Origin of the sequence: Nocardia cyriacigeorgica (assembly GCF_005863245.1) — a bacterium.
GTDB classification, from domain to species: domain Bacteria; phylum Actinomycetota; class Actinomycetes; order Mycobacteriales; family Mycobacteriaceae; genus Nocardia; species Nocardia cyriacigeorgica_C.
Map to the genome: position 1 here is coordinate 213,901 of NZ_VBUT01000002.1, position 18,047 is coordinate 231,947.

At 68.3% G+C, this 18,047-nt stretch carries 18 protein-coding genes; 10 read left to right on the forward strand and 8 right to left on the reverse strand.

Features of this window, described 5'->3' with window-relative positions; genetic code table 11:
* The first annotated feature begins 37 nt into the window (after positions 1-37).
* Positions 38-982 carry an endonuclease/exonuclease/phosphatase family protein gene (locus FEK34_RS04300; RefSeq protein WP_249358784.1) on the forward strand — a complete coding sequence of 315 codons (945 nt, stop codon included), beginning with the start codon at positions 38-40 and terminating at the stop codon, positions 980-982.
* Between the two features lie 154 nt (positions 983-1,136).
* The gene (locus FEK34_RS04305; protein ID WP_138446555.1) at positions 1,137-2,576 is read left to right on the forward strand and encodes a metallopeptidase; all 1,440 of its coding nucleotides are present in this window, start codon (positions 1,137-1,139) and stop codon (positions 2,574-2,576) included.
* Positions 2,577-2,848: 272 nt separating this feature from the next.
* On the opposite strand, the gene FEK34_RS30355 is transcribed toward FEK34_RS04305, so the two are convergent.
* From FEK34_RS30355 to FEK34_RS04320, 3 genes are read right to left on the reverse strand one after another with little or no spacing between them, the layout of a single operon-like run.
* Complete coding sequence (locus FEK34_RS30355) at positions 2,849-4,843, reverse strand: alpha/beta hydrolase (RefSeq protein WP_212748694.1); 1,995 nt, start codon at positions 4,841-4,843, stop codon at positions 2,849-2,851.
* A complete protein-coding gene (locus FEK34_RS04315; RefSeq protein ID WP_249358785.1) occupies positions 4,840-6,525 on the reverse strand; it encodes a M20 family peptidase in 1,686 nt (561 codons plus the stop codon). Before FEK34_RS04315 ends, FEK34_RS30355 begins: the two co-directional genes overlap by 4 nt.
* Entirely contained in the window at positions 6,522-8,189 is a 1,668-nt protein-coding gene (locus FEK34_RS04320; protein WP_249358786.1) for a CocE/NonD family hydrolase, read from the reverse strand. Before FEK34_RS04320 ends, FEK34_RS04315 begins: the two co-directional genes overlap by 4 nt.
* 187 nt (positions 8,190-8,376) lie before the next feature.
* On the opposite strand from FEK34_RS04320, the gene FEK34_RS04325 reads away from it, so the two are divergent.
* Positions 8,377-9,111: a DUF4191 domain-containing protein gene (locus FEK34_RS04325; RefSeq protein ID WP_138446556.1), complete on the forward strand. Its 735-nt coding sequence runs from the start codon at positions 8,377-8,379 to the stop codon at positions 9,109-9,111.
* Positions 9,112-9,218: 107 nt separating this feature from the next.
* Here the strand turns inward: FEK34_RS04325 and FEK34_RS04330 are convergent, their stop codons facing one another.
* Both FEK34_RS04330 and FEK34_RS04335 read right to left on the reverse strand, forming a co-directional pair.
* The gene (locus FEK34_RS04330; protein ID WP_249358787.1) at positions 9,219-9,587 is read right to left on the reverse strand and encodes a YrdB family protein; all 369 of its coding nucleotides are present in this window, start codon (positions 9,585-9,587) and stop codon (positions 9,219-9,221) included.
* A gap of 46 nt (positions 9,588-9,633) precedes the next feature.
* The gene (locus FEK34_RS04335; protein ID WP_036535140.1) at positions 9,634-10,164 is read right to left on the reverse strand and encodes an RDD family protein; all 531 of its coding nucleotides are present in this window, start codon (positions 10,162-10,164) and stop codon (positions 9,634-9,636) included.
* A gap of 252 nt (positions 10,165-10,416) precedes the next feature.
* On the opposite strand from FEK34_RS04335, the gene glnA reads away from it, so the two are divergent.
* A complete protein-coding gene (gene glnA, locus FEK34_RS04340; protein ID WP_014349989.1) occupies positions 10,417-11,853 on the forward strand; it encodes a type I glutamate--ammonia ligase in 1,437 nt (478 codons plus the stop codon).
* A 193-nt stretch (positions 11,854-12,046) separates the two neighbouring features.
* On the forward strand, positions 12,047-12,514 hold the full coding sequence (locus tag FEK34_RS04345) for a nitroreductase family deazaflavin-dependent oxidoreductase (protein ID WP_138446557.1): 468 nt from the start codon (positions 12,047-12,049) through the stop codon (positions 12,512-12,514).
* A gap of 7 nt (positions 12,515-12,521) precedes the next feature.
* On the opposite strand, the gene FEK34_RS04350 is transcribed toward FEK34_RS04345, so the two are convergent.
* A complete protein-coding gene (locus tag FEK34_RS04350; RefSeq protein WP_138446558.1) occupies positions 12,522-12,785 on the reverse strand; it encodes a hypothetical protein in 264 nt (87 codons plus the stop codon).
* A 374-nt stretch (positions 12,786-13,159) separates the two neighbouring features.
* Between FEK34_RS04350 and FEK34_RS04355 the strand changes: the two genes are divergently transcribed.
* Positions 13,160-13,489, forward strand: a complete 330-nt coding sequence (locus FEK34_RS04355) for a hypothetical protein (protein WP_138446559.1) — start codon at positions 13,160-13,162, stop codon at positions 13,487-13,489.
* A 111-nt stretch (positions 13,490-13,600) separates the two neighbouring features.
* Here FEK34_RS04355 and FEK34_RS04360 read toward each other — a convergent pair whose 3' ends face one another.
* Entirely contained in the window at positions 13,601-14,173 is a 573-nt protein-coding gene (locus FEK34_RS04360) for a TetR/AcrR family transcriptional regulator (protein WP_138446560.1), read from the reverse strand.
* Between the two features lie 107 nt (positions 14,174-14,280).
* Here FEK34_RS04360 and FEK34_RS04365 point away from each other — a divergent pair, with 107 nt between their 5' ends.
* Entirely contained in the window at positions 14,281-14,955 is a 675-nt protein-coding gene (locus FEK34_RS04365; RefSeq protein WP_138446561.1) for a class I SAM-dependent methyltransferase, read from the forward strand.
* A 74-nt stretch (positions 14,956-15,029) separates the two neighbouring features.
* On the opposite strand, the gene FEK34_RS04370 is transcribed toward FEK34_RS04365, so the two are convergent.
* A complete protein-coding gene (locus FEK34_RS04370) occupies positions 15,030-15,770 on the reverse strand; it encodes an SCO6745 family protein (RefSeq protein WP_138446937.1) in 741 nt (246 codons plus the stop codon).
* Positions 15,771-16,051: 281 nt separating this feature from the next.
* Between FEK34_RS04370 and FEK34_RS04375 the strand changes: the two genes are divergently transcribed.
* From FEK34_RS04375 to FEK34_RS04385, 3 genes are read left to right on the forward strand one after another with little or no spacing between them, the layout of a single operon-like run.
* On the forward strand, positions 16,052-16,414 hold the full coding sequence (locus tag FEK34_RS04375; RefSeq protein WP_036532330.1) for a GntR family transcriptional regulator: 363 nt from the start codon (positions 16,052-16,054) through the stop codon (positions 16,412-16,414).
* Positions 16,411-17,331, forward strand: coding sequence for an ABC transporter ATP-binding protein (locus tag FEK34_RS04380; protein ID WP_138446562.1), 921 nt, complete (start codon positions 16,411-16,413; stop codon positions 17,329-17,331). Before FEK34_RS04375 ends, FEK34_RS04380 begins: the two co-directional genes overlap by 4 nt.
* The gene (locus tag FEK34_RS04385; RefSeq protein ID WP_138446563.1) at positions 17,331-18,023 is read left to right on the forward strand and encodes an ABC transporter permease; all 693 of its coding nucleotides are present in this window, start codon (positions 17,331-17,333) and stop codon (positions 18,021-18,023) included. The genes FEK34_RS04380 and FEK34_RS04385 overlap by 1 nt, the downstream gene beginning before the upstream one ends.
* The last annotated feature ends 24 nt before the right edge of the window (positions 18,024-18,047 follow it).

Sequence of the window (18,047 nt, forward strand, 5' to 3'; positions counted from 1 at the left end):
CACGAATCTGTCACCGGCTCGTTCTAGGGTCCCAGACATGCGGATATGGGTGAACCGGGCGTTGCTCGGCACGGGGTGGGTTGCGCTACTGGCAGGTGTCGCGGGGATCGCGCTGTACTTCAGCGGATCGCAGCGGCGCACGATGGTCCTACTGGCGTCCGGTGCGTCGCTGCTGATGCTCGGCACGATCCTGGCGCTGGTGTTGTTCGCCATCGCCCGCGGGCGGCGCAGCATGATCGCCGCCGGAATCGCGGTGGCCGCGGCGCTATGGACTCAAGTACCGATCTATGTGCCGGACGGTCACGCCGCCACCGGGCCGGAACTGACCGTGATGCAGTCGAATCTGCTGTTCGGCGGGGCGGATACGGGCGCGGTGGTCGACGCCGTTCGTGCACAGAGCGTGGACGTGCTCACCGTCAACGAGCTCACCGCCGCCGCGGTCGCGGGGCTCGCCGCGGCCGGTATCGGCGAACTGCTGCCGTACCAGTATCTGGAGGATTCCGAGGCGGGCGGTGTCGGTACCGGCATCTACAGCCGGTACCCGTTGCGCGACACCAAGAACTACGACGGATTCCTGCTCAACAACATCTCCGCGATCATGGACCATCCCGACCGTGGCCCCATCGCGGTCTACGCCTTCCACCCGGTTCCGCCGCCGCTGGATTTCGGCAGGTGGCAGCGCGAATTGAGTGCCATCCGCGACATTCTCGAGGTGGAGCAGCGCCCGGCGATCGTCGGCGCCGACTTCAACGCCACCCGCGATCACAGCGCCTTCCGCGATCTGCTGCGCGGCCGATTCGAGTCCGCTGCCGACCAGGCCGGGGCCGGCCCGCTGCGCAGCTATCCGCAGGACCGGCGATGGGGCCCGGTCATCGGCATCGACCACGTCCTGCTCGCCGATGCCACCGCCGACGAGGTCTGGACCCTGGTCGTGCCGGGCACCGACCACCGCGCCGTCCTCGCCCGCACTCGCCTGCACTGACCGAGAAGCCGCATCGCCGCGAATTTCGGCCGCGGCGATGCGTATCGGGGACGCCGAACGATTACCATGTGGAGCGCTCGGACGGCAGGCGCATGCGGCGTCGGTCCGGGCCCGGGCTGTGTACCGGCCCGGTCGACCTTGGGGAGGCATTCAAGTGACAAGGAACAAGCGGCTGCGCTTTGCCGCCGCCATCGCGGCGTGCGCCGCGCTGGTGCTCACCGGCTGTTCGGAATCGGCCGAAGCGGCGCAGTCGGGTCCGGGGCAGGAAAACCCGTGGCAGATCGCGGGTGCGACGTCGAGCACCGGCCCGAGCGGGCCACGCCCCGACGCCCCGGACGCGCCGATCCAGGCCGAGAACGGTGACGGCGGGCAGATGGACCAGCTCGCCCTCAACGCCGTCTACGACGTGCAGGAATTCTGGAAGACCGAGTACAGCAAGACCTTTCCCGGCACCTTCAAGCCGGTCGAGCAGCTGATCTCCTGGGACGCGCTGGCACCGAAGTCCGAGGCGGTCGAATTCTGCACCGTCGACACCTACCAGATGGTCAACGCCGCCTACTGCAGCACCGACCACTCGATCGGCTGGGACCGCGGCGTGCTGCTGCCCGAACTGGTCAAAGAGTTCGGCGACATGTCCGTGGTGATGGTGCTGGCCCACGAGTACGGCCACGCCCTGCAATTCCAGGCCAAGATCTCCGACCGGCGCACCCCCGGCCTGGTGCGCGAACAGCAGGCCGACTGCCTCGCCGGTGTGTACCTGCGCTACGTCGCCGAAGGCGACTCCAAGTACTTCACCATGAACACCACCGACGGCCTCAACGGCGTGCTCGGCGCGACCGTCGCGGTGCGCGACCGTGATCCGGACGACCCGGACAATGTGCACGGTTCGGCGTTCGAGCGGGTGACCGCGGTGCAGATGGGTTACACCAGTGGCGCCGAGGCCTGCAAGGCCATCAACGAGGACGAGATCGAACAGCGCCGCGCCGGCCTGCCGATCACCTTCGAAGACGACAACGGCGAACGCCAGCTGCCGGTCGACCAGGAATCGCTGGTCAGCGTCGCCAATGCCGCCGCGAAGGCGCTTCCGTCGGATTCGGCTCCGCAGTACGACTACTCGGGTGTGGCGTCGAGCTGCTCCGGGGTGACCGTCACCGAGCCCGTGTCCTACTGCCCGGACGCCAACACCATCGGCACCGACATCCCGGCGCTGGCCGAACGCGCGGGACCACTGGAGGACGAGGACAAACCGCTGTCGGCGATCGTCAGCGGCGACTACAACGCCTACGTCGTGTTCATCTCCCGCTACACCCTCGCCGTGCAGCAGGCGCGGGGCCTGTCGCTGGAGGGCGCCGACACCGCGGGTCTGCGCACCTCCTGCCTGTCCGGTGCGATCACCACCGAACTGAGCAAGCCAGGTAGCGAAGTCCAGCTGTCGGCCGGTGACCTGGACGAGGCCATCTCCGGTCTGCTCTCGGACGGTCTGGCGGCCAGCGATGTCAACGGTCAGACCGTGGACAGCGGTTACCTGCGGCTCGAGGCGTTCCGCCTCGGCGTGCTCGAGGGCGAGGCGGCCTGCGCCAACAAGTACAACTGACACACTCTGAACAGTGAAGGCGCCGAGGTCGTGTGGTCGACCTCGGCGCCTTCTGCTGTGTGACACGGTTGCCCTGGCTGTGGCCATGCGGTGGTGCCGATCCAGCCGGGTACTGCATTCGCTGGCCGGTGTGCTCGCGCGGCGCAGCACGACACGGTAAGGCTGGGGTGCCCGGCTGATGCTTATCGGGCCGCCGTTTCCCGCTGATGCCGTTGCCGGTAAGCGCCGATGCACGTGTGCCGGTGCGGCCCGACGGTTCGGGCCGCACCGAATTACTTGCTGAGATGCGCCTCCAACCACTCCACGACATCGGTGAGCACCTGGTCCTGCTCGGGCTCGTTGAAGATCTCGTGGTAGAGCCCGTCGTAGCGGCGCACAGTGAGATCCTGGGTGCCCGCGCCTTTTTCGATGAGATCGGTGCTCGACGGTGCGGCAATGCTGTCGGCGGTGCCGTGCATGGCCAGCGTCGGGACCGTCAACTTGTGCAGACGCCCCTTGACCGCCATCGCGGCGCCGAGGATCTCGGTGGCGGTGCGTGCGGGCAGCTTGCCCCGGAACACCAGCGGGTCGCTGTCGTAGGCGGCGACGACCTTCGGATCGCGGCTGATATCGGCGGAATCCAGTTTCAGCACACCGAGATTCGGCGTCAGCTTGGTGAGCACCGGCGCCAGCAGCCGCTGAATCGGATTGCCCACCGGAATGTCGAGCGGCGGCGCCGACACCACAATGCCGTCCACCTCGATCGGCGCCCGCGTCGCCAGGAACAGCACGATCAAGCTGCCCATCGAATGCCCGAGCAGGAACGCGGGCAGATCAGGGAACTCCCGCCGCGCCATCGCCAGCAGCGTCGCCACATTGTCGGCCGCCGCATCCATCGACCCGATATTCGCCCGCGCCCCACCGGAATTCCCGTGCCCCGGATGATCCAGCGCGTACACCGCGAACCCGGCCCCGGCCAACCGCCGCCCCACATGCTCATACCGCCCGGCATGCTCGGCGACACCGTGCACCAGCACGATCACCCCGCGCGCACCGCCCTCGGGAAGCCAAGCCCGCCACTCGATCCGAGCACCGTGCCCGATGAAGGACCCGGAGTCGGCGTGAGCCTGTTCGGCAGAGGTCGACGCCGCATCGTCGCGAGTGGAGGCAGCGGCGTCCTCGTCGGCAGCGGCCGTGCTATCGGACGAGCCCTCCTTGCCGGTCGAATCGCTCGCGGCTGACGCTGCTGTGACCGATGCGGCAGCGCCGGGTGCGTCCGTCGAGACAGGTGCGCTCGAGGCCGTACCGGACTCGCCGGTGGTGCCGGAATCGTCGGCGGCGGACGGCTCACTGGGGGAGGTCGGCGTGGCTTCGGCGGTGGTCTCGCCCGAAACTACATCCGCCTCAACAGAAGTGGCGCCGGCAGAGTCGGTCTCGGCGGTAGCGATACCTGATCCTGCGCCTGCTGCGGCGGTCGTCGGTTCGGACTCGGCCGCCTCGTGTTCGGCAGGCGTCGGTTCGGAACCAACGACCTCCTGCGTGATCGTGGGTTCGGCGTCGGTGACGGCAGACTCCGATGCGGGGGTTATGGCCTTCGCTTTCGCGGCCGCCGCCTTGGTCGCCGTCTTCTTCGCGGCCGGGCGTGACGCCGTGCCTGTCGCGGTGGACTTGCGGGCGCGTGGCGTGGTCTTGGCTGCCTTCTTCGCCGGCTGCTCGCCCGTCGCGTCGGCGTCGGCGGCGGGCGTCGGCTCGGCACCGGCCGGTTCGGCGGAGGACTTGGCTGCCGGTTTCGGTGCGGCCTTCTTCGCTGCCCGTTTCTTCGCCGGGGCAGCGGAATCGGCGGCGGGGGTGCTCCCGTTTTTCGCCCCGGCGGCCGCCTTGGTCGTGGCCTCAGCGGACGCGGGTGTGGCGCTCTTCGCCGCGGCGGCGGCCTTGGTCTCGGCGGGTGTGGCTGTCGTGCTCTTCGCTTCGCCGGTCGCGGTTGCCTTCCCGTTCGCGCCCCTGGCTGCGGCGCTGCGCGTGGTCGACTTCGCGGCGGTCTTCTCAGCCGCCGTGCCGGCCTTCTTCGCAGTGGTACCGGCCTTCTTCGCCGTCGTGGCGGCCTTCTTGGCCGCCGTACCCGACGCGGTCCCGGAGGCTGTGCTCTTGGCGGCGCGGGCCGCTCGTGTGCCGGCCTTCTCGGCCGCGGCCTTCGCCGGGGTCTTCGCGGCACCGTTGCCGGTGTCGGCGGTGGCGGATTCGGTTGTGCTGGAGGCGGAGTGCTTGTCCGGCTCGGCGGCTTGGCTCATGTGTCGGTTCCTCGGGTGGGGCTTGGTGCTGGTCCCCTGGTGGGGCTTGGCGCCGGGTCGGCGAGCTGGTCGATCAGCCGCCGGTTGAATGCGATGAGGCGAGCGTAGTTGACGCGGGAGATCCGTTCATCGGTTCCATGGATGCGTTCGAGATCGGTCCGGTCGAAGACGACGGGGGCGAAGTTGCAGCGGGTGACGGCCAGATCGTCGTAGTGACGCGAGTCGGTGGCGCCGGGGACGATGCCGGTGGTGACGACGATGCCGGGGACCACCTCGGTGGCCAGGCGGGCGATCCGGTCGAAGGCCGGGCCGGGCGCGGCGACCCGCGATGGCTCCGACGACATCCCGACCAGCTCGATGCGCACACCGTCATCGCGGACGACGCGTCGGCAATGCTCCAGCACCCCGGCCACCGAGTCGCCGGGCAGGATCCGGAAGTTGATCAGCGCCTCGGCGTGCTGCGGCAGCACATTGGCCTTCACCCCGCCGCGGATGACGGTCGGCGCCGTCGTGGTCCGCACCATCGCCTCGGTCTGCGGCCGGGCCGCCAGCACCCGCGTGATCACCGGCCCGGCCACCCCGGCCATGCCGAGCAGCTTGCGCCGGGCCGGGGGCATCGCCGCACGCAGCCGGCTCAGCATGTCGCTGATCACCGGCGTCAACCGCAGCGGCATCGGCCGATCCTGCAGCCGCCCCACCGCGCGCGCGATCCGCCCGACGGCCGTCTGCTTGCCCGGCATGGACGAATGCCCGCCGACATCGCTCACCGTCAACCGGACGGTGGCATATCCCTTCTCGCCCACCATGATCGAGGCCACCGGCCGGTCGACGCCATCGGCGACGCCTTCGGTGATCACCCCGCCCTCGTCGAGCAACAGTTCCGCGCGCACACCTCGTTCACGCAGCACCTGCGCCATCCGCACCGCGCCGTCGTCGCCGAAGACCTCTTCGTCGTGCCCGAATGCGAAATACACGGTCTGCGCGGGCCGCACTCCCGCAGCCAGGGCCGATTCGACGGCTTCGAGGATCGCCATCACCCGGCTCTTGTCGTCGATCGCTCCGCGTCCCCAGATGAACTGGTCGTCCACCACGCCCGCGAACGGCGGATGGGTCCAATGCGGCTGATCATCGGCCGGGACCACATCCTGGTGCGCGAGCAGGATCGCCGCCGTCCGCGCGGGGTCGGTCCCGCGCCAGGTGTAGAGCCTGCTGTGCCCGAAGGTTTCCAGCTCGAGCTCGGCATGGACCCGCGGAAAGGACCGCTCCAGGTGTTCGGCCAACAGCGTGAATGCCGCGTCATCGGTGTCGGCCGGGTCCTCCCGCGATACCGTCGCACACCGCAGCGCCGCCGCCAGTCGCTCCGCCGTCGCGTCGTCGACGCCGTGAAGTGGATTCGCCCGGCTGTCGGTGCCACCGTCGGCCGCGACCGGTGAACCAGGCGAGCTGTCGACCGGTAGACCCCCACCGGCAGCGGCCGGCACTGGAGTGCCCGCAACACCCGGCTGGCGGCTGTCGGCCGCCTCTGCCCTGGTCGGATCACTCGGCTGCTCGGGCTGCTCCGGTTGTCCCGCGCTCGCGGCGGCCGGCACCGCATCGGACTCGCGTGGTTCAGCAGCACGCTCCCCGCTTGATGCGTCGATCGGGGTGTCGGCGGCGGGCTCGTTACGGGCGGCCCCGCTCATCGGGTGGGCGCAGTGGGCAGGTTCATAGGCACCACTGCATTGTTCACCACCCCGGCGTCGAGGGCGCGAGTCTTCTTGCGATGCCACTTCGGGATCGCCTCGCCGATACCGCCGGGCAGGTCGGCGGTGCGCGGCTTGGTCAGCACCGGAACCTCGAGTTTCGCCGAGGTGACGGTGACGTCGGCGAAGGCGGGGGTGTGCGACCACACGTCGTCCACCACGTCGGTGATGCGCACGCCGAGCCGGTGCCCGGCCGCGATCGGCCAGTCCTGCGCGAGCAACCGCACCTGCGCGGTCTCACTGACCGGCGCGATCCCGCGGGTGATGACGACGGCCTGATTGTCCGGCGCGATATCGAACAGCTCCACCGCCACCGTCGCGTTCGGCGGCCCGGCCAGCGACAACGTCGCCGACGGGATGCCCGACAGATGCACTTCGCGGTCGAACGGCGCGGTCACCGACCAGATCTCCCGGTCCGGTCCGGGCAGCAGCCCGCGATCGGTGTAGCGCCCGGTGCGCAGCTCGACCGGCACTCGCACCGTGTCGGCGGCGGGCCACTGCGTCTCACCGCGCCACCGTCCGTCGAACTGGCCGACGGTGATCCGCGGCCCCGGAATCTGCACCTCGCGTCCGGCGACATGCTTGTCGAAGAACGCCAGCAGTTCGGTGTCGAAATGCGGGGTCGCGCATTTTTCGTGGCAGGTCTGGTGCCCCCACTGCCCGAACCAGGCCTTGTGGTCGCCGGGTCCGAGGTTGTTCCAGAGGTCGAGGACGCGGTAGGCGCGGGTGTTGTAGTCCAGGAACCCCTGCCCGAGGAACAGCGGCGTGGTGTTGCCGCCCAGCTTGGCGACCAGGTCGCGGTCGCGCCAGAACGCGGTGTCGCTGTTGTGGTCGGTGATGTTCTCCAGGTAGCGGGCGTAGCACTGCATGGGCAGTTGCAGCGCGTTGGCCTGATATTCGGGGGAGTCGCCCGGGTGGGGCGGGGTGGAGGCGATGAGTACGTGCTCGAAACCGGCGAGGTCGGCGGGGCGCACCCCGTCCTCGGTGACGGGCTTACCGGAGAACTTCCAGGACACGCCCTGCATGTACAGGTAGCTGTACGGGTCGACCACCGGCTCGAACGCCGCGACCGCCGCCAGCCCCTCCGGCTTGGTCGCCAGCCCCATCAACCCGGTCCACGCCTCATAGGAGGCGCCCCACATGCCGACCTTCCCGCTCGACCATGGTTGGCTCGCCGCCCACTCGACCGCCGCGGCCACATCGGACCGTTCACCCGGGCCGCCGAAATCCGGGCAGCCCGACGAACCGCCGAACCCACGCAGGTCCACGATGACGTAGGTGTAGCCGGCGTTCAGGAACAGCTCGGGCGTCAGATTCTCCACCGACGGCCCGCCCTCGAGCCGCGGTTCGCTCAGATACGCCGAATGCGCGCGGTACGGGCTGACGGTGAGGATCACCGGCGTGCGCACGTCGTCGGCCAGACCGGCCGGGCGCAGGATGTCGGCGTGCAGGCGGGTGCCGTCGGGTGCGTCGATATACGCCTCACGCCACTGATGCGGCACCTCCGGCCGCGCGCTCGCGGTGATCGGTACGCCCGCGGTCACCACCACCAGCACGCCGACGACGAGCAGCAGTGCACGCACCAGAACAGGTCGACCACGCACCGCTGATTACCTCCGCATCCGTTTCAGCCCACGCGCGGGCCGGCGACGGACTACGTCGGCAGCGCACCTAAGAAGTATCGGGTTGCCGGACGAACGTCCAGCCCCGGAAACGGGGGTGCCGCGGTCGACGTTGTCGCCGGTCGTCCCGTGGCGGGAGCGCTCACCTACGGGCACTATCCTGAGAGACATGCCAGCAGGTAAGCCCACCAAGGAAGCGAAGGCCGCGGCGAAAGCGGCCCGCAAACAGCAGTCGAAGGAGCGTCGCCAGCAGCTGTGGCAGGCGTTCCAGATGCAGCGCAAGGAAGACAAGCTGCTGTTGCCGCTGATGATCGGCGCGCTGGTCGGCATCACCGTCGTGTTCTTCCTGATCGGGCTGATCTTCGGCCTGCAATGGTTCCTGCTGCCGCTGGGCATCCTGCTCGGCGTGCTGGTCGCGTTCATCATCTTCGGCCGCAGGGTGCAGAAGTCGGTGTACACCAAGGCCGAGGGCCAGGCGGGTGCCGCGGCCTGGGTGCTGGACAACCTGCAAGGCAAATGGCGGGTCAGCAACGGCGTCGCCGCCACCACCCAGCTCGATGCCGTGCACCGCGTGGTCGGCCTGCCCGGCGTGATTTTCGTCGCCGAGGGTTCGCCGCAGCGGTTGAAGTCGCTGCTGGCGCAGGAGAAGAAGCGCACCGCCCGCCTCGTCGGCGACACCCCGATCTACGACGTCATCGTCGGCAACGAAGAGGGCCAGGTCCCGCTCAAGGACCTCCAGCGCTACCTCACCAAGCTGCCCCGCAATATCGACGCCAAGCGCATCGACCTCATCGAAGGCCGCCTCGCCGCCCTCAGCGCCCGCAGCGGCCCGGCCCTGCCGAAGGGCCCGATGCCCGCTGGCGCCAAGATGCGCGGCGTGCAGCGCACCATTCGCAGGCGCTGACGGCTGCCTGATTCCCCGGCAAGGGCCGGCGTTCCCGAACCATGGAGCGTCGGCCCTTCGCGTATGAGCGTGTGCGGACGAACGGCGCATGTCCGAACGTCACGTGTTCAGGAAGTGATCAGCCAGCGAAGCCGGTCGTGTGCGATGACGTGATAGATCGCCAGGATCGCGCCGAATGCCAACGCCCACCACGGCAGACCGGCCGCCCAGAGCGCGGCGGCCCCACCGAACAGCACCACCGCCTCCACTATCAGCCGCACCCGGCCGGAGACCGCGATAGGCGCTTTACCACTGCGGCTCGGGTCGTCCGGCACCGCGAATGTGCCCCACAGCGCGGCCGCCGCAACCGGCAAGATGACCACCAGCGCGTATTTCCATGGCGAATCGAAGGCCCGCCAGCCGAGCAGGCCGAAGGCAGTGAGGGCGGTGAGCTCGAGGACGAGCCGAACGGCGAGCATGGCCGGATTCGATGACACCGCGGCAGCCTATTGCCAGCTGATAGGTATGCCCCGGAGCGAGAGGTCAGCGCGCGCGAACCACCGCGGTTCCGGTCGCCCGATCGTGCATACCGCGCCCATCGGCGTCGGTGAACAATGCGGGCACCACGAAGATGAGCAACAGCTGACGGCCGAGTGCGCGGACGAATCCGACCCGCACCGGGGCATCGACGCGGATCACCCGCAACCGCAGGAAGTACTGCCCCGGGGTGAACCCGAACAACGTCACCGCGAGGATGCCGACGACCACCCACACCATCCAGGTCGGCGTGCTCAATGCGCTCACCACGGCCTCGAAGTTGGTCGGCGGCTGTTGACCCGCCGGGACGTCCGCCTCGGCGATGATCCGCTGCGGGTCGGGCCGCACGATCAGGGCCGCGATGCCCATCGCGATCACCCAGTCCACCATCAGCGCGGCGATACGGCGGCCCATGCCGACCAGCGAGCCCGCGCCCTCGCGCGGCAACCCGATGTGTTCGCCGCGGAACTCGGGGGTTGCCGGATCGCCCGGATCCGCTGTCGGTCCGGAGAGCCAGGATCCGGTGATGCGTGCCATGGCTTCCAGAATAGGTGGGCAGGTGAGCCCGCCGACGACCGCATAACCGGTGCTCACGCCGTCGGCCCAGGTCACCAATGGCAGAATGACGTCACCGTCAGAGCATGGGTGGCACATGCCACCCGTTCGGTAGCACGTGTAACACTGGCGAAACACAACCTTGACTGCCGGGAAACACCGCGTCCATACCGTCTGGTCGCGACGCCCATGCAATCGACACTGGCCTGGGAAACTATCCGTAAGGAGAACTAAGTGACGTTCAGCACGGCCGACGAGGTCATCAAATACATCGCCGATGAGGACGTCGAATACGTCGACATCCGCTTCAGCGATCTTCCCGGTGTTCAGCAGCACTTCTCCATCCCGGCGAAGGCTTTCACCGCCGACCTGGCCGAGGAAGGGCTGGCGTTCGACGGTTCCTCCGTGCGTGGTTTCCAGTCGATCGACGAGTCGGACATGCTGCTGCTGCCCGACTACAGCACCGCGCAGCTGGATCCGTTCCGCGCCGCCAAGACGCTGAACCTGAACTTCTTCGTGCACGACCCGTTCACCCGCGAGGCCTACTCCCGCGACCCGCGCAACATCGCGCGTAAGGCGGAGGAGTACCTGCGTTCGACCGGTATCGCCGACACCGCGTACTTCGGTGCCGAGGCGGAGTTCTACATCTTCGACTCCATCCGTTACGACTCGGCCATGAACGGCGCGTTCTACGAGATCGAGTCGGTCTCCGGTTCCTGGAACACCGGTGCCGAGTTCAACCCGGACGGCACCCTCAACCGCGGCTACAAGGTCCGCAACAAGGGCGGTTACTTCCCCGTCGCGCCGTACGACCACTACGTCGACCTGCGCGACAAGATCGCCACCAACCTGCAGCAGGCCGGTTTCGAGCTCGAGCGCGGCCACCACGAGGTCGGCACCGCCGGCCAGGCCGAGATCAACTACAAGTTCAACACCCTGCTCTCGGCGGCCGACGACCTGCAGCTGTTCAAGTACATCGTCAAGAACACCGCGTGGCAGGAAGGCAAGACCGTCACCTTCATGCCGAAGCCGCTCTTCGGTGACAACGGCTCGGGCATGCACGTGCATCAGTCGCTGTGGAAGGACGGCAAGCCGCTGTTCCACGACGAGTCCGGTTACGGTGGCCTGTCGGATCTGGCCCGCCACTACATCGGCGGCATCCTGCACCACGCGCCGTCGCTGCTGGCGTTCACCAACCCGACCGTGAACTCCTACCACCGCCTGGTCCCGGGCTACGAGGCCCCGATCAACCTGGTGTACTCGCAGCGCAACCGTTCCGCCGCGGTCCGCATCCCGGTCACCGGCAACAACCCGAAGGCCAAGCGCATCGAGTTCCGCGCGCCGGACTCCTCGGGTAACCCGTACCTGGCCTTCGCCGCCATGATGATGGCCGGCCTGGACGGCATCAAGCGCAAGATCGAGCCGCTGGCCCCGGTCGACAAGGACCTCTACGAGCTCCCGCCGGAGGAGGCCAAGAACATCCCGCAGGCCCCCACCAGCCTGGCCACGGTCATCGACCGCCTCGAGGCCGATCATGACTACCTCACCGAAGGCAACGTCTTCACCGAGGACCTGATCGAGACCTGGATCAACATCAAGCGCGAGCAGGAAATCGCCCCGGTGAACCTGCGTCCGCACCCCTACGAGTTCGAGCTGTACTTCGACGTGTAAATCGAAGTCACGCACGATCTTTCGAGCCCTCCCGCACTCCGGTGCGGGAGGGCTCGTCCCGTTCCTGCGCTTCGTTTCGGAGTAGATCAGGAATCGAGAAGCGGCGTGTGGCCTGCGCTGGCTAGCGTGATACGAAGTTCGCGTCGCGCATGGATCCGCGCGGCGTCCGGGGCCGAGGACTGGAGGTCAGGCGATGGCAGGGGATCAGCAGGTGGGTGGGCAGCGTAAGCCCGGTACGCCGGGGCCGCTGTCGCGGTGGTTCCAGAAGAAGATGAACGCCCGCACCGCCGCCAAGATGCGCCGCAAGGGCAGCGGCAAGGTGATGGGCATGAACGTGCTGATCCTGCACACGATCGGCCGCCGCAGCGGGCAGCGCCGCGAAACACCGCTCGCCTGGTTCGACGACGGCGACGCCAAGCTGATCGTGGCCTCCGGTGGCGGGAGCGTGAACCCCGACTGGTACGCCAACCTGACGGCCCACCCCGAGCAGGTTTCGATCGAACTCCCCGGCGAGGGCAGCTTCGATGTCACTCCGCAGACCCTCGACGGCACCGACCGCGAGGACGCCTGGAAGCGCATCGTCGCCGAGGAGCCGCGCATCGGGAAGTATCAGAAGAAGTCCAAGCGGATCTACCCGGTCGTCCGGCTCACCCCACGCTGAACCCGGTTCAGTCGGTGGGGCCCTCGCACCAGTCGTCGAACGCGTCGAACGCGGGCTCGACCTGCGGCGGCACCATGTCTTCGATCCGATCCTCGATCGGCTCCCACATCGCCGCGCACTCCGGCGGCGCCGGCGGCAGCATCTCAACGAACCGCGTCAACGGCGATTCCGGTTCCGGCGCCTCCGGCTGGGCTGCCGCCACCCCGGCCCCGGTAAACGTCATGGCCGCCGCGATTCCGACGGACGCGATCACTCGATGTGCACCACCCATGGCAACCTCCTGAACAGCTCCGTTTCCAACCGGCGGCGGTCGGCCGCCTCGCCGGTCGCATACCCGGGTTCGGGCTGCCTACGCGGGACGTCCGCAATCACGCCGTCCGCGCTCAGCCGCCCGGTAGCCGAACGCCGCGCGTGACTGCCGAGCTGCGCGCACATCGACGCCGTTCCCTGGGCGGCCTCGTCGTCTGCGGTCCGGCGTCCGCGCGATGCCTGAGGCCGGTGTATGGCGCGTGCTGGAATCGGCCGAGTCGCGCGGCTGAATGCCGTGCACGTCGGGGGCGGGTGGCGCACACTACTCGGGAACAGAGGCCCGATAGGGAGTAGCCGGGAGGTGGTCTCGGCGAGCAGCGGAAGGGAATCGGAGCGATGGCGATCCGCGAACGACCAGGACCGGCGAACCTCGACACCACACTCGTCTACGGTCAACCCTTCGAGACCGCCGACGGCGCCACGATCATCACCGTCGCGCAGCGCTACGGGCGTTTCGCCCCCGGAGTGCGGCCGGTAGGAGTCTTCACCATCCGTAACGGGGAGGCCGTCTGGGAGCCGGCCGTCGACGTCAACCGGATCGCATTGCTCGGCGAATGTCTCGGCCTGCTCTCCGTCGTGATCGTCACCCTCGCCGTCTTCCGCCGCCCACCCTGGCCCGACCTGTCCCGTCATCGGACCCGGCGCCGGTCACGCTCGCCGGAATGAACGTCCCGCCGCCCCGCTTCCCAGGTGAACCTACCGTTGTGGCAAGGCTTTTCACTTGACCGCAGCGTCCGGTCGCCCGCGCCGGTCCACGGTGCCGTCGCACGGGAAAGGTCACCGCTGACCTGCTCGCCCCAAGCGGCCGCCCAGACCCGACGTGCACAAAGTCTCGAACCGCCGCCACGCCGTCGCGGGCGGCGTCGGGGTCTTCGGATCGATGACCGACCCGAGCAGCCCGATCAAACCCCAGGACAGGAACGCGATGGTGTCGGCGAACTCGCGGTCGTCCATGTCGAGCGCCACCGCGAGCTGCTCGGACAGGATGCTGCTGATCGACTGCTGGTAGGCGCGCAGCACCGTCGCGCTGCTCTTCGGCCCGATGAGCGGCTGATAGACGTCCGGATAGTCGGCGGCCAGCTGGAACATCACCCGCAGCGGTGCCAGCGGTGATCCGGTCGTCCCGCGCACCCGCTCGATCTCCCGGCGCAGGAACTCGGTGCAGCTCACCACCAGCAGATCGTCCTTATCGCGGTAGTGCGCATAGAAGGTGGACCGTCCGACATCGGCCCGGTCGATGACGTCGGTGACCGTCACCCGCTCGTACCCGCGTTCGATCATCAGCTCGATCAGCGCACGATGCAGCAGGTCGCGGGTGCGGCGAACGCGGCGATCGGGGGATTCGGCCATGCCGGCTCTCTTCTCGGGCGGACAGTTTCGGTGGATCTGTGCGGAAACGAACGGATCCGCGGTCTTTGATTCTGGCCGGAAACGGGTGGAATTCCGACGATTGAGACATGTCAGGAAACGATCAGTCAGCACGCACCATGTTCGTCGACGACGCCGACACCGGTCTCGTCATCTCCGGCCTGCGCCGCTACAACCTGTTCACCGCCGTGTTCTTCCTCGGCCGCCACCCCCGCCTCATCCGTGACTTGGCCGCGGCCAGCGGCGCCGAGCCGGGGGATCGGGCACTCGATATCGGTTGCGGCCCGGGCAAACTCGTGCGCGCGCTCGGCGATGTGGTCGGCCCGACCGGCTCGGCCACCGGCGTCGACCCCTCTCGCACCGCCATCGAGCACAACCGCACCCACGACTCGGCGCCCAATCACCGCTACGTGCAATCCGCGGCCCAGCAGCTCGACTTCGCCGACGCCGAATTCGATGTCATCACATGCACTTTCGTCATGCACCACATCCCCGATCAGCATCGCGCCACGGCCATCGACGAGATGTATCGCGTCCTGCGACCCGGCGGCCGCCTGCTGCTCGCCGACGCCCATCCCTCACCGCGGTTCCGCGCGATATTCGCCCGGATCATGCGCCTGACCGGCAACGGCGGCCATGATGACCCGTTCGCCGACGTCGATATCCGCCGCTACACCGAAACCCTCCGCGCAGCAGGCTTCACCAACCCGCGCTTCTCCGTCAGCCGATACTCCACCGGCATCCTCACCGCCATCAAGCCGTAACGCGCTGCCGAGTGCTACATGAGCGAGGGGTCTGCTCGACGTTTGCCTCGCTCATGTAGCACTCGGCGGGCGCGCTAGCGCGCGAGGACCTTGGCGTGGGCGGCGGCGACGAGTTCGGTGAGCTCTGCCTGCTCGCCCTCGTCCAGCACCGCGAACGCCGGTTCGATCAGCTCGTCGGTCACCGCTTCGGCCCGCTGCCACCGCTCGCGCACCTCGTCGGTGATCTCTTCGAACGGCTCCGGCCACCCGTACCAGCGGGCCTGGCCGGGGCCGTCGTTGATGGGGGAGCCGGAGATCAGCACGGCCTGCAACGGAGTGATGCCCGAGGCGCGCACGGCGAGCAGGTGCAGGCCGCCGCGCAGTTCCCGCAACACGTGGGTCAGTTGCAGGACGCGCGCCGGTGCGTCCTCGGGCAGCGGCATGGCGCGCCAGCCCGCGAACAAGGGCACGCCGGCCGGATCCGCCGCCGCGGCAACGGCTTCGAGCAATTCCGCGAGCCGCCCGGCCTGCTCGAACCCGGCGAGTTTGCGCCGGCCGAAGTCCTGGCAGACGCGCGCGTACCGCTCCGCGGCCTTGGCGGCGGGCATCTGTACCGATTCCCAAGCCGTGCGGATCGAATGGTCCGGGAAGAATCCGAACGCCGCCGTGACCACGGAGGCGTCCACGTCGCCGAGCACGCCACCGCGCCCGCGCGTGTAGGGGCCGAAGAAGGCGTCGACCCCGGTTTCTGCCGCGTATTCCTTTCCCTCCCTGGAGAACATGAACGCTCCGCCGAGCTGCTGAATGTAGGGGTTCACCGCCGCGCCGACCGACATGCCGGGTTCCTTCCGCTGGACTGACATCACCCGCCACCTTATGAGGGTTTTACGCCGTACGGAACACCCTCGGCCGAACTCGCGCCTCCACACGCAGGTGGGCGGCGCTCTGAATCCGGGTTCTGTCGAGCGGGGCTTCGGCGCACTGTCGCCGCCGGGCAGGTCGATGGCGAGCGCGCCGGTCATTCCGTGGCCATGACGCCGCCACCCTTGCGTAGCGCGCCGCCCACCTCTATGGTTCATTACATGAGTAGTGAACCACTCAACCGGGGAAGGTGACCGTGCTCGAAGACGGCAGGCCGCTCTTTCTGCAGATCGCCGAGATGATCGAGAACTCGATCGTCGACGGATCGCTGCCCGAGGAGTCACAGGCCCCATCGTCGAACGAGCTCGCCGCCTTCCACCGGATCAACCCGGCGACCGCGGCCAAAGGGCTGAATCAGCTGGTGGCGGACGGGATTCTGTACAAGAAGCGAGGGATCGGAATGTTCGTCACAGCCGGTGCGCGCAATGCCTTGCGGTTGCGCCGACGGGAACGGTTCGCCGAACAGTTCATCGACCCGCTGATCGCCGAGGCGGACAAGCTCGGCATGGGCATCGACGAACTCAAAGCCATGCTCGACCATCGAGAGGGGACACGATGAGCGCCGCGACCATCGAACCGGCCGTGCTCGACACCGACGTCGTCGTCGCATCCGCGCGCGGTCTGACCAAGCGGTTCGGTTCCGTCACCGCACTCGACGACGTCACCTTCGACCTGCGCGAGAACACCATCTACGGTCTGCTCGGCCGCAACGGCGCGGGCAAGACCACGCTCATGCAGGTGATGACCGGCCAGGCGTTCCAGACCGTGGGGCAGGTGCGCGTCTTCGGCCACACCCCGCACGAGAACACCGAGGTGCTGCGGGGGATCTCCTTCATCAAGGAAAGCCAGGCGTATCCGGCCGACTACAAGGTCGAGCATGTGTTGTCTGCGGCCCGTCATCTGCTGCGTGAGTGGGATGAGGATTTCGCGCGAGAGTTGGTGCGCGACTTCGATCTACCGACCGATCGCAAGGTCAAGAAGCTATCCCGCGGTATGACCTCCGCGCTCGGCGTCATCATCGGGCTCGCCTCCCGCGCCCCGCTGACGTTCTTCGACGAACCGTATCTCGGTCTCGACGCCGTCTCCCGGCAGCGGTTCTACGACCGGCTGCTCGCCGATTACGCCGAACACCCGCGCACTGTCGTGCTGTCCACCCACCTCATCGATGAGGTTGCCGACCTGCTCGAGCATGTGCTGCTGATCGACAAGGGCCGCCTCGTGGTCGACGCCCCCGCCGACGAACTGCGCGAGACCGCGATGACTGTCTCCGGCGCCATCGCCGACGTCGACTCCTTCGTGGGTGGACGGCCGGAACTGCGCCGCGAATCCCTGGGCAACCAGGCCAGGGTAATGCTGCGCACCGAGCGCCGGGCCGACGACATCGCGCACGCTAAATCGCTCGGATTGCTGGTCGAGCCGGTCTCGTTGCAGCAGCTCATCGTCGAAACCACCAACCTGCGCGGAAAGGACCAGTAATGCTGCGCCGAGCTGTCTCCGTATCGCGGATCCACACCGTCGCCTGGCCGCTGTTGATCGCCTGGCCCGTCGGCATTCTGCTGGTGGCGTTCCTGATCCCGTGGGTGATCTTCGCGCTGGTCGACACCGACGAAACGAGTATCACGGGCAGTGTCTCCGCGGTCCTCGGCTTCACCCTGGCGTTCTATACCGGCGCCATGACGCAGACCTTCCCGTTCGCACTCGGCATGAGCGTCACCCGCCGTGACTACTTCGCCGCCACCCTGCTGGTCGCCGCCGCTCAGATCTTCGGCACCGCCGTGGTGTTGTGGGGGCTCGGCCTCATCGAGGAAGCGACCGACGGCTGGGGCGTGAAGATGGTGATGTTCGACGTGCCGGGCCAGTTCACCGGCAACCCCCTGATCCAGCTCGCCACCTACCTGGCCATCCTTGCGCTGATCGGCGGCGTAGGCCTGGTCACGGGCGCCCTATACCAGCGCTGGCGCGTCACTGGCCTGTACACCTTTCTCGCCACGCTGCTGCTCGGCCTCGGCGTGGCGGCGATCGTGATCACCTGGCAGAGCTGGTGGCCCGAGGTCGGCCGCTGGTTCGCCGACACCCCGCGCGCCGTCCCGATGGTGCTGCTGCCCGCGGTGCTCGCGCTGGCGTGCACCGCCGGTGCGTGGGCCACGATCCGCCGGGCGACGGCGTAGCGATAGGGATCGTCGACGGCAGCC

Coding starts and splice junctions, on each gene's coding strand:
- FEK34_RS04300 (WP_249358784.1), top strand. CDS start 38: ATGCGGATATGGGTGAACCGGGCGTTGCTCGGCACGGGGTGGGTTGCG.
- FEK34_RS30355 (WP_212748694.1), bottom strand. CDS start 4,843: ATGAGCCAAGCCGCCGAGCCGGACAAGCACTCCGCCTCCAGCACAACC.
- FEK34_RS04315 (WP_249358785.1), bottom strand. CDS start 6,525: ATGAGCGGGGCCGCCCGTAACGAGCCCGCCGCCGACACCCCGATCGAC.
- FEK34_RS04325 (WP_138446556.1), top strand. CDS start 8,377: ATGCCAGCAGGTAAGCCCACCAAGGAAGCGAAGGCCGCGGCGAAAGCG.
- FEK34_RS04335 (WP_036535140.1), bottom strand. CDS start 10,164: ATGGCACGCATCACCGGATCCTGGCTCTCCGGACCGACAGCGGATCCG.
- FEK34_RS04345 (WP_138446557.1), top strand. CDS start 12,047: ATGGCAGGGGATCAGCAGGTGGGTGGGCAGCGTAAGCCCGGTACGCCG.
- FEK34_RS04350 (WP_138446558.1), bottom strand. CDS start 12,785: ATGGGTGGTGCACATCGAGTGATCGCGTCCGTCGGAATCGCGGCGGCC.
- FEK34_RS04355 (WP_138446559.1), top strand. CDS start 13,160: ATGGCGATCCGCGAACGACCAGGACCGGCGAACCTCGACACCACACTC.
- FEK34_RS04360 (WP_138446560.1), bottom strand. CDS start 14,173: ATGGCCGAATCCCCCGATCGCCGCGTTCGCCGCACCCGCGACCTGCTG.
- FEK34_RS04365 (WP_138446561.1), top strand. CDS start 14,281: ATGTCAGGAAACGATCAGTCAGCACGCACCATGTTCGTCGACGACGCC.
- FEK34_RS04370 (WP_138446937.1), bottom strand. CDS start 15,770: ATGTCGGTCGGCGCGGCGGTGAACCCCTACATTCAGCAGCTCGGCGGA.
- FEK34_RS04380 (WP_138446562.1), top strand. CDS start 16,411: ATGAGCGCCGCGACCATCGAACCGGCCGTGCTCGACACCGACGTCGTC.
- FEK34_RS04385 (WP_138446563.1), top strand. CDS start 17,331: ATGCTGCGCCGAGCTGTCTCCGTATCGCGGATCCACACCGTCGCCTGG.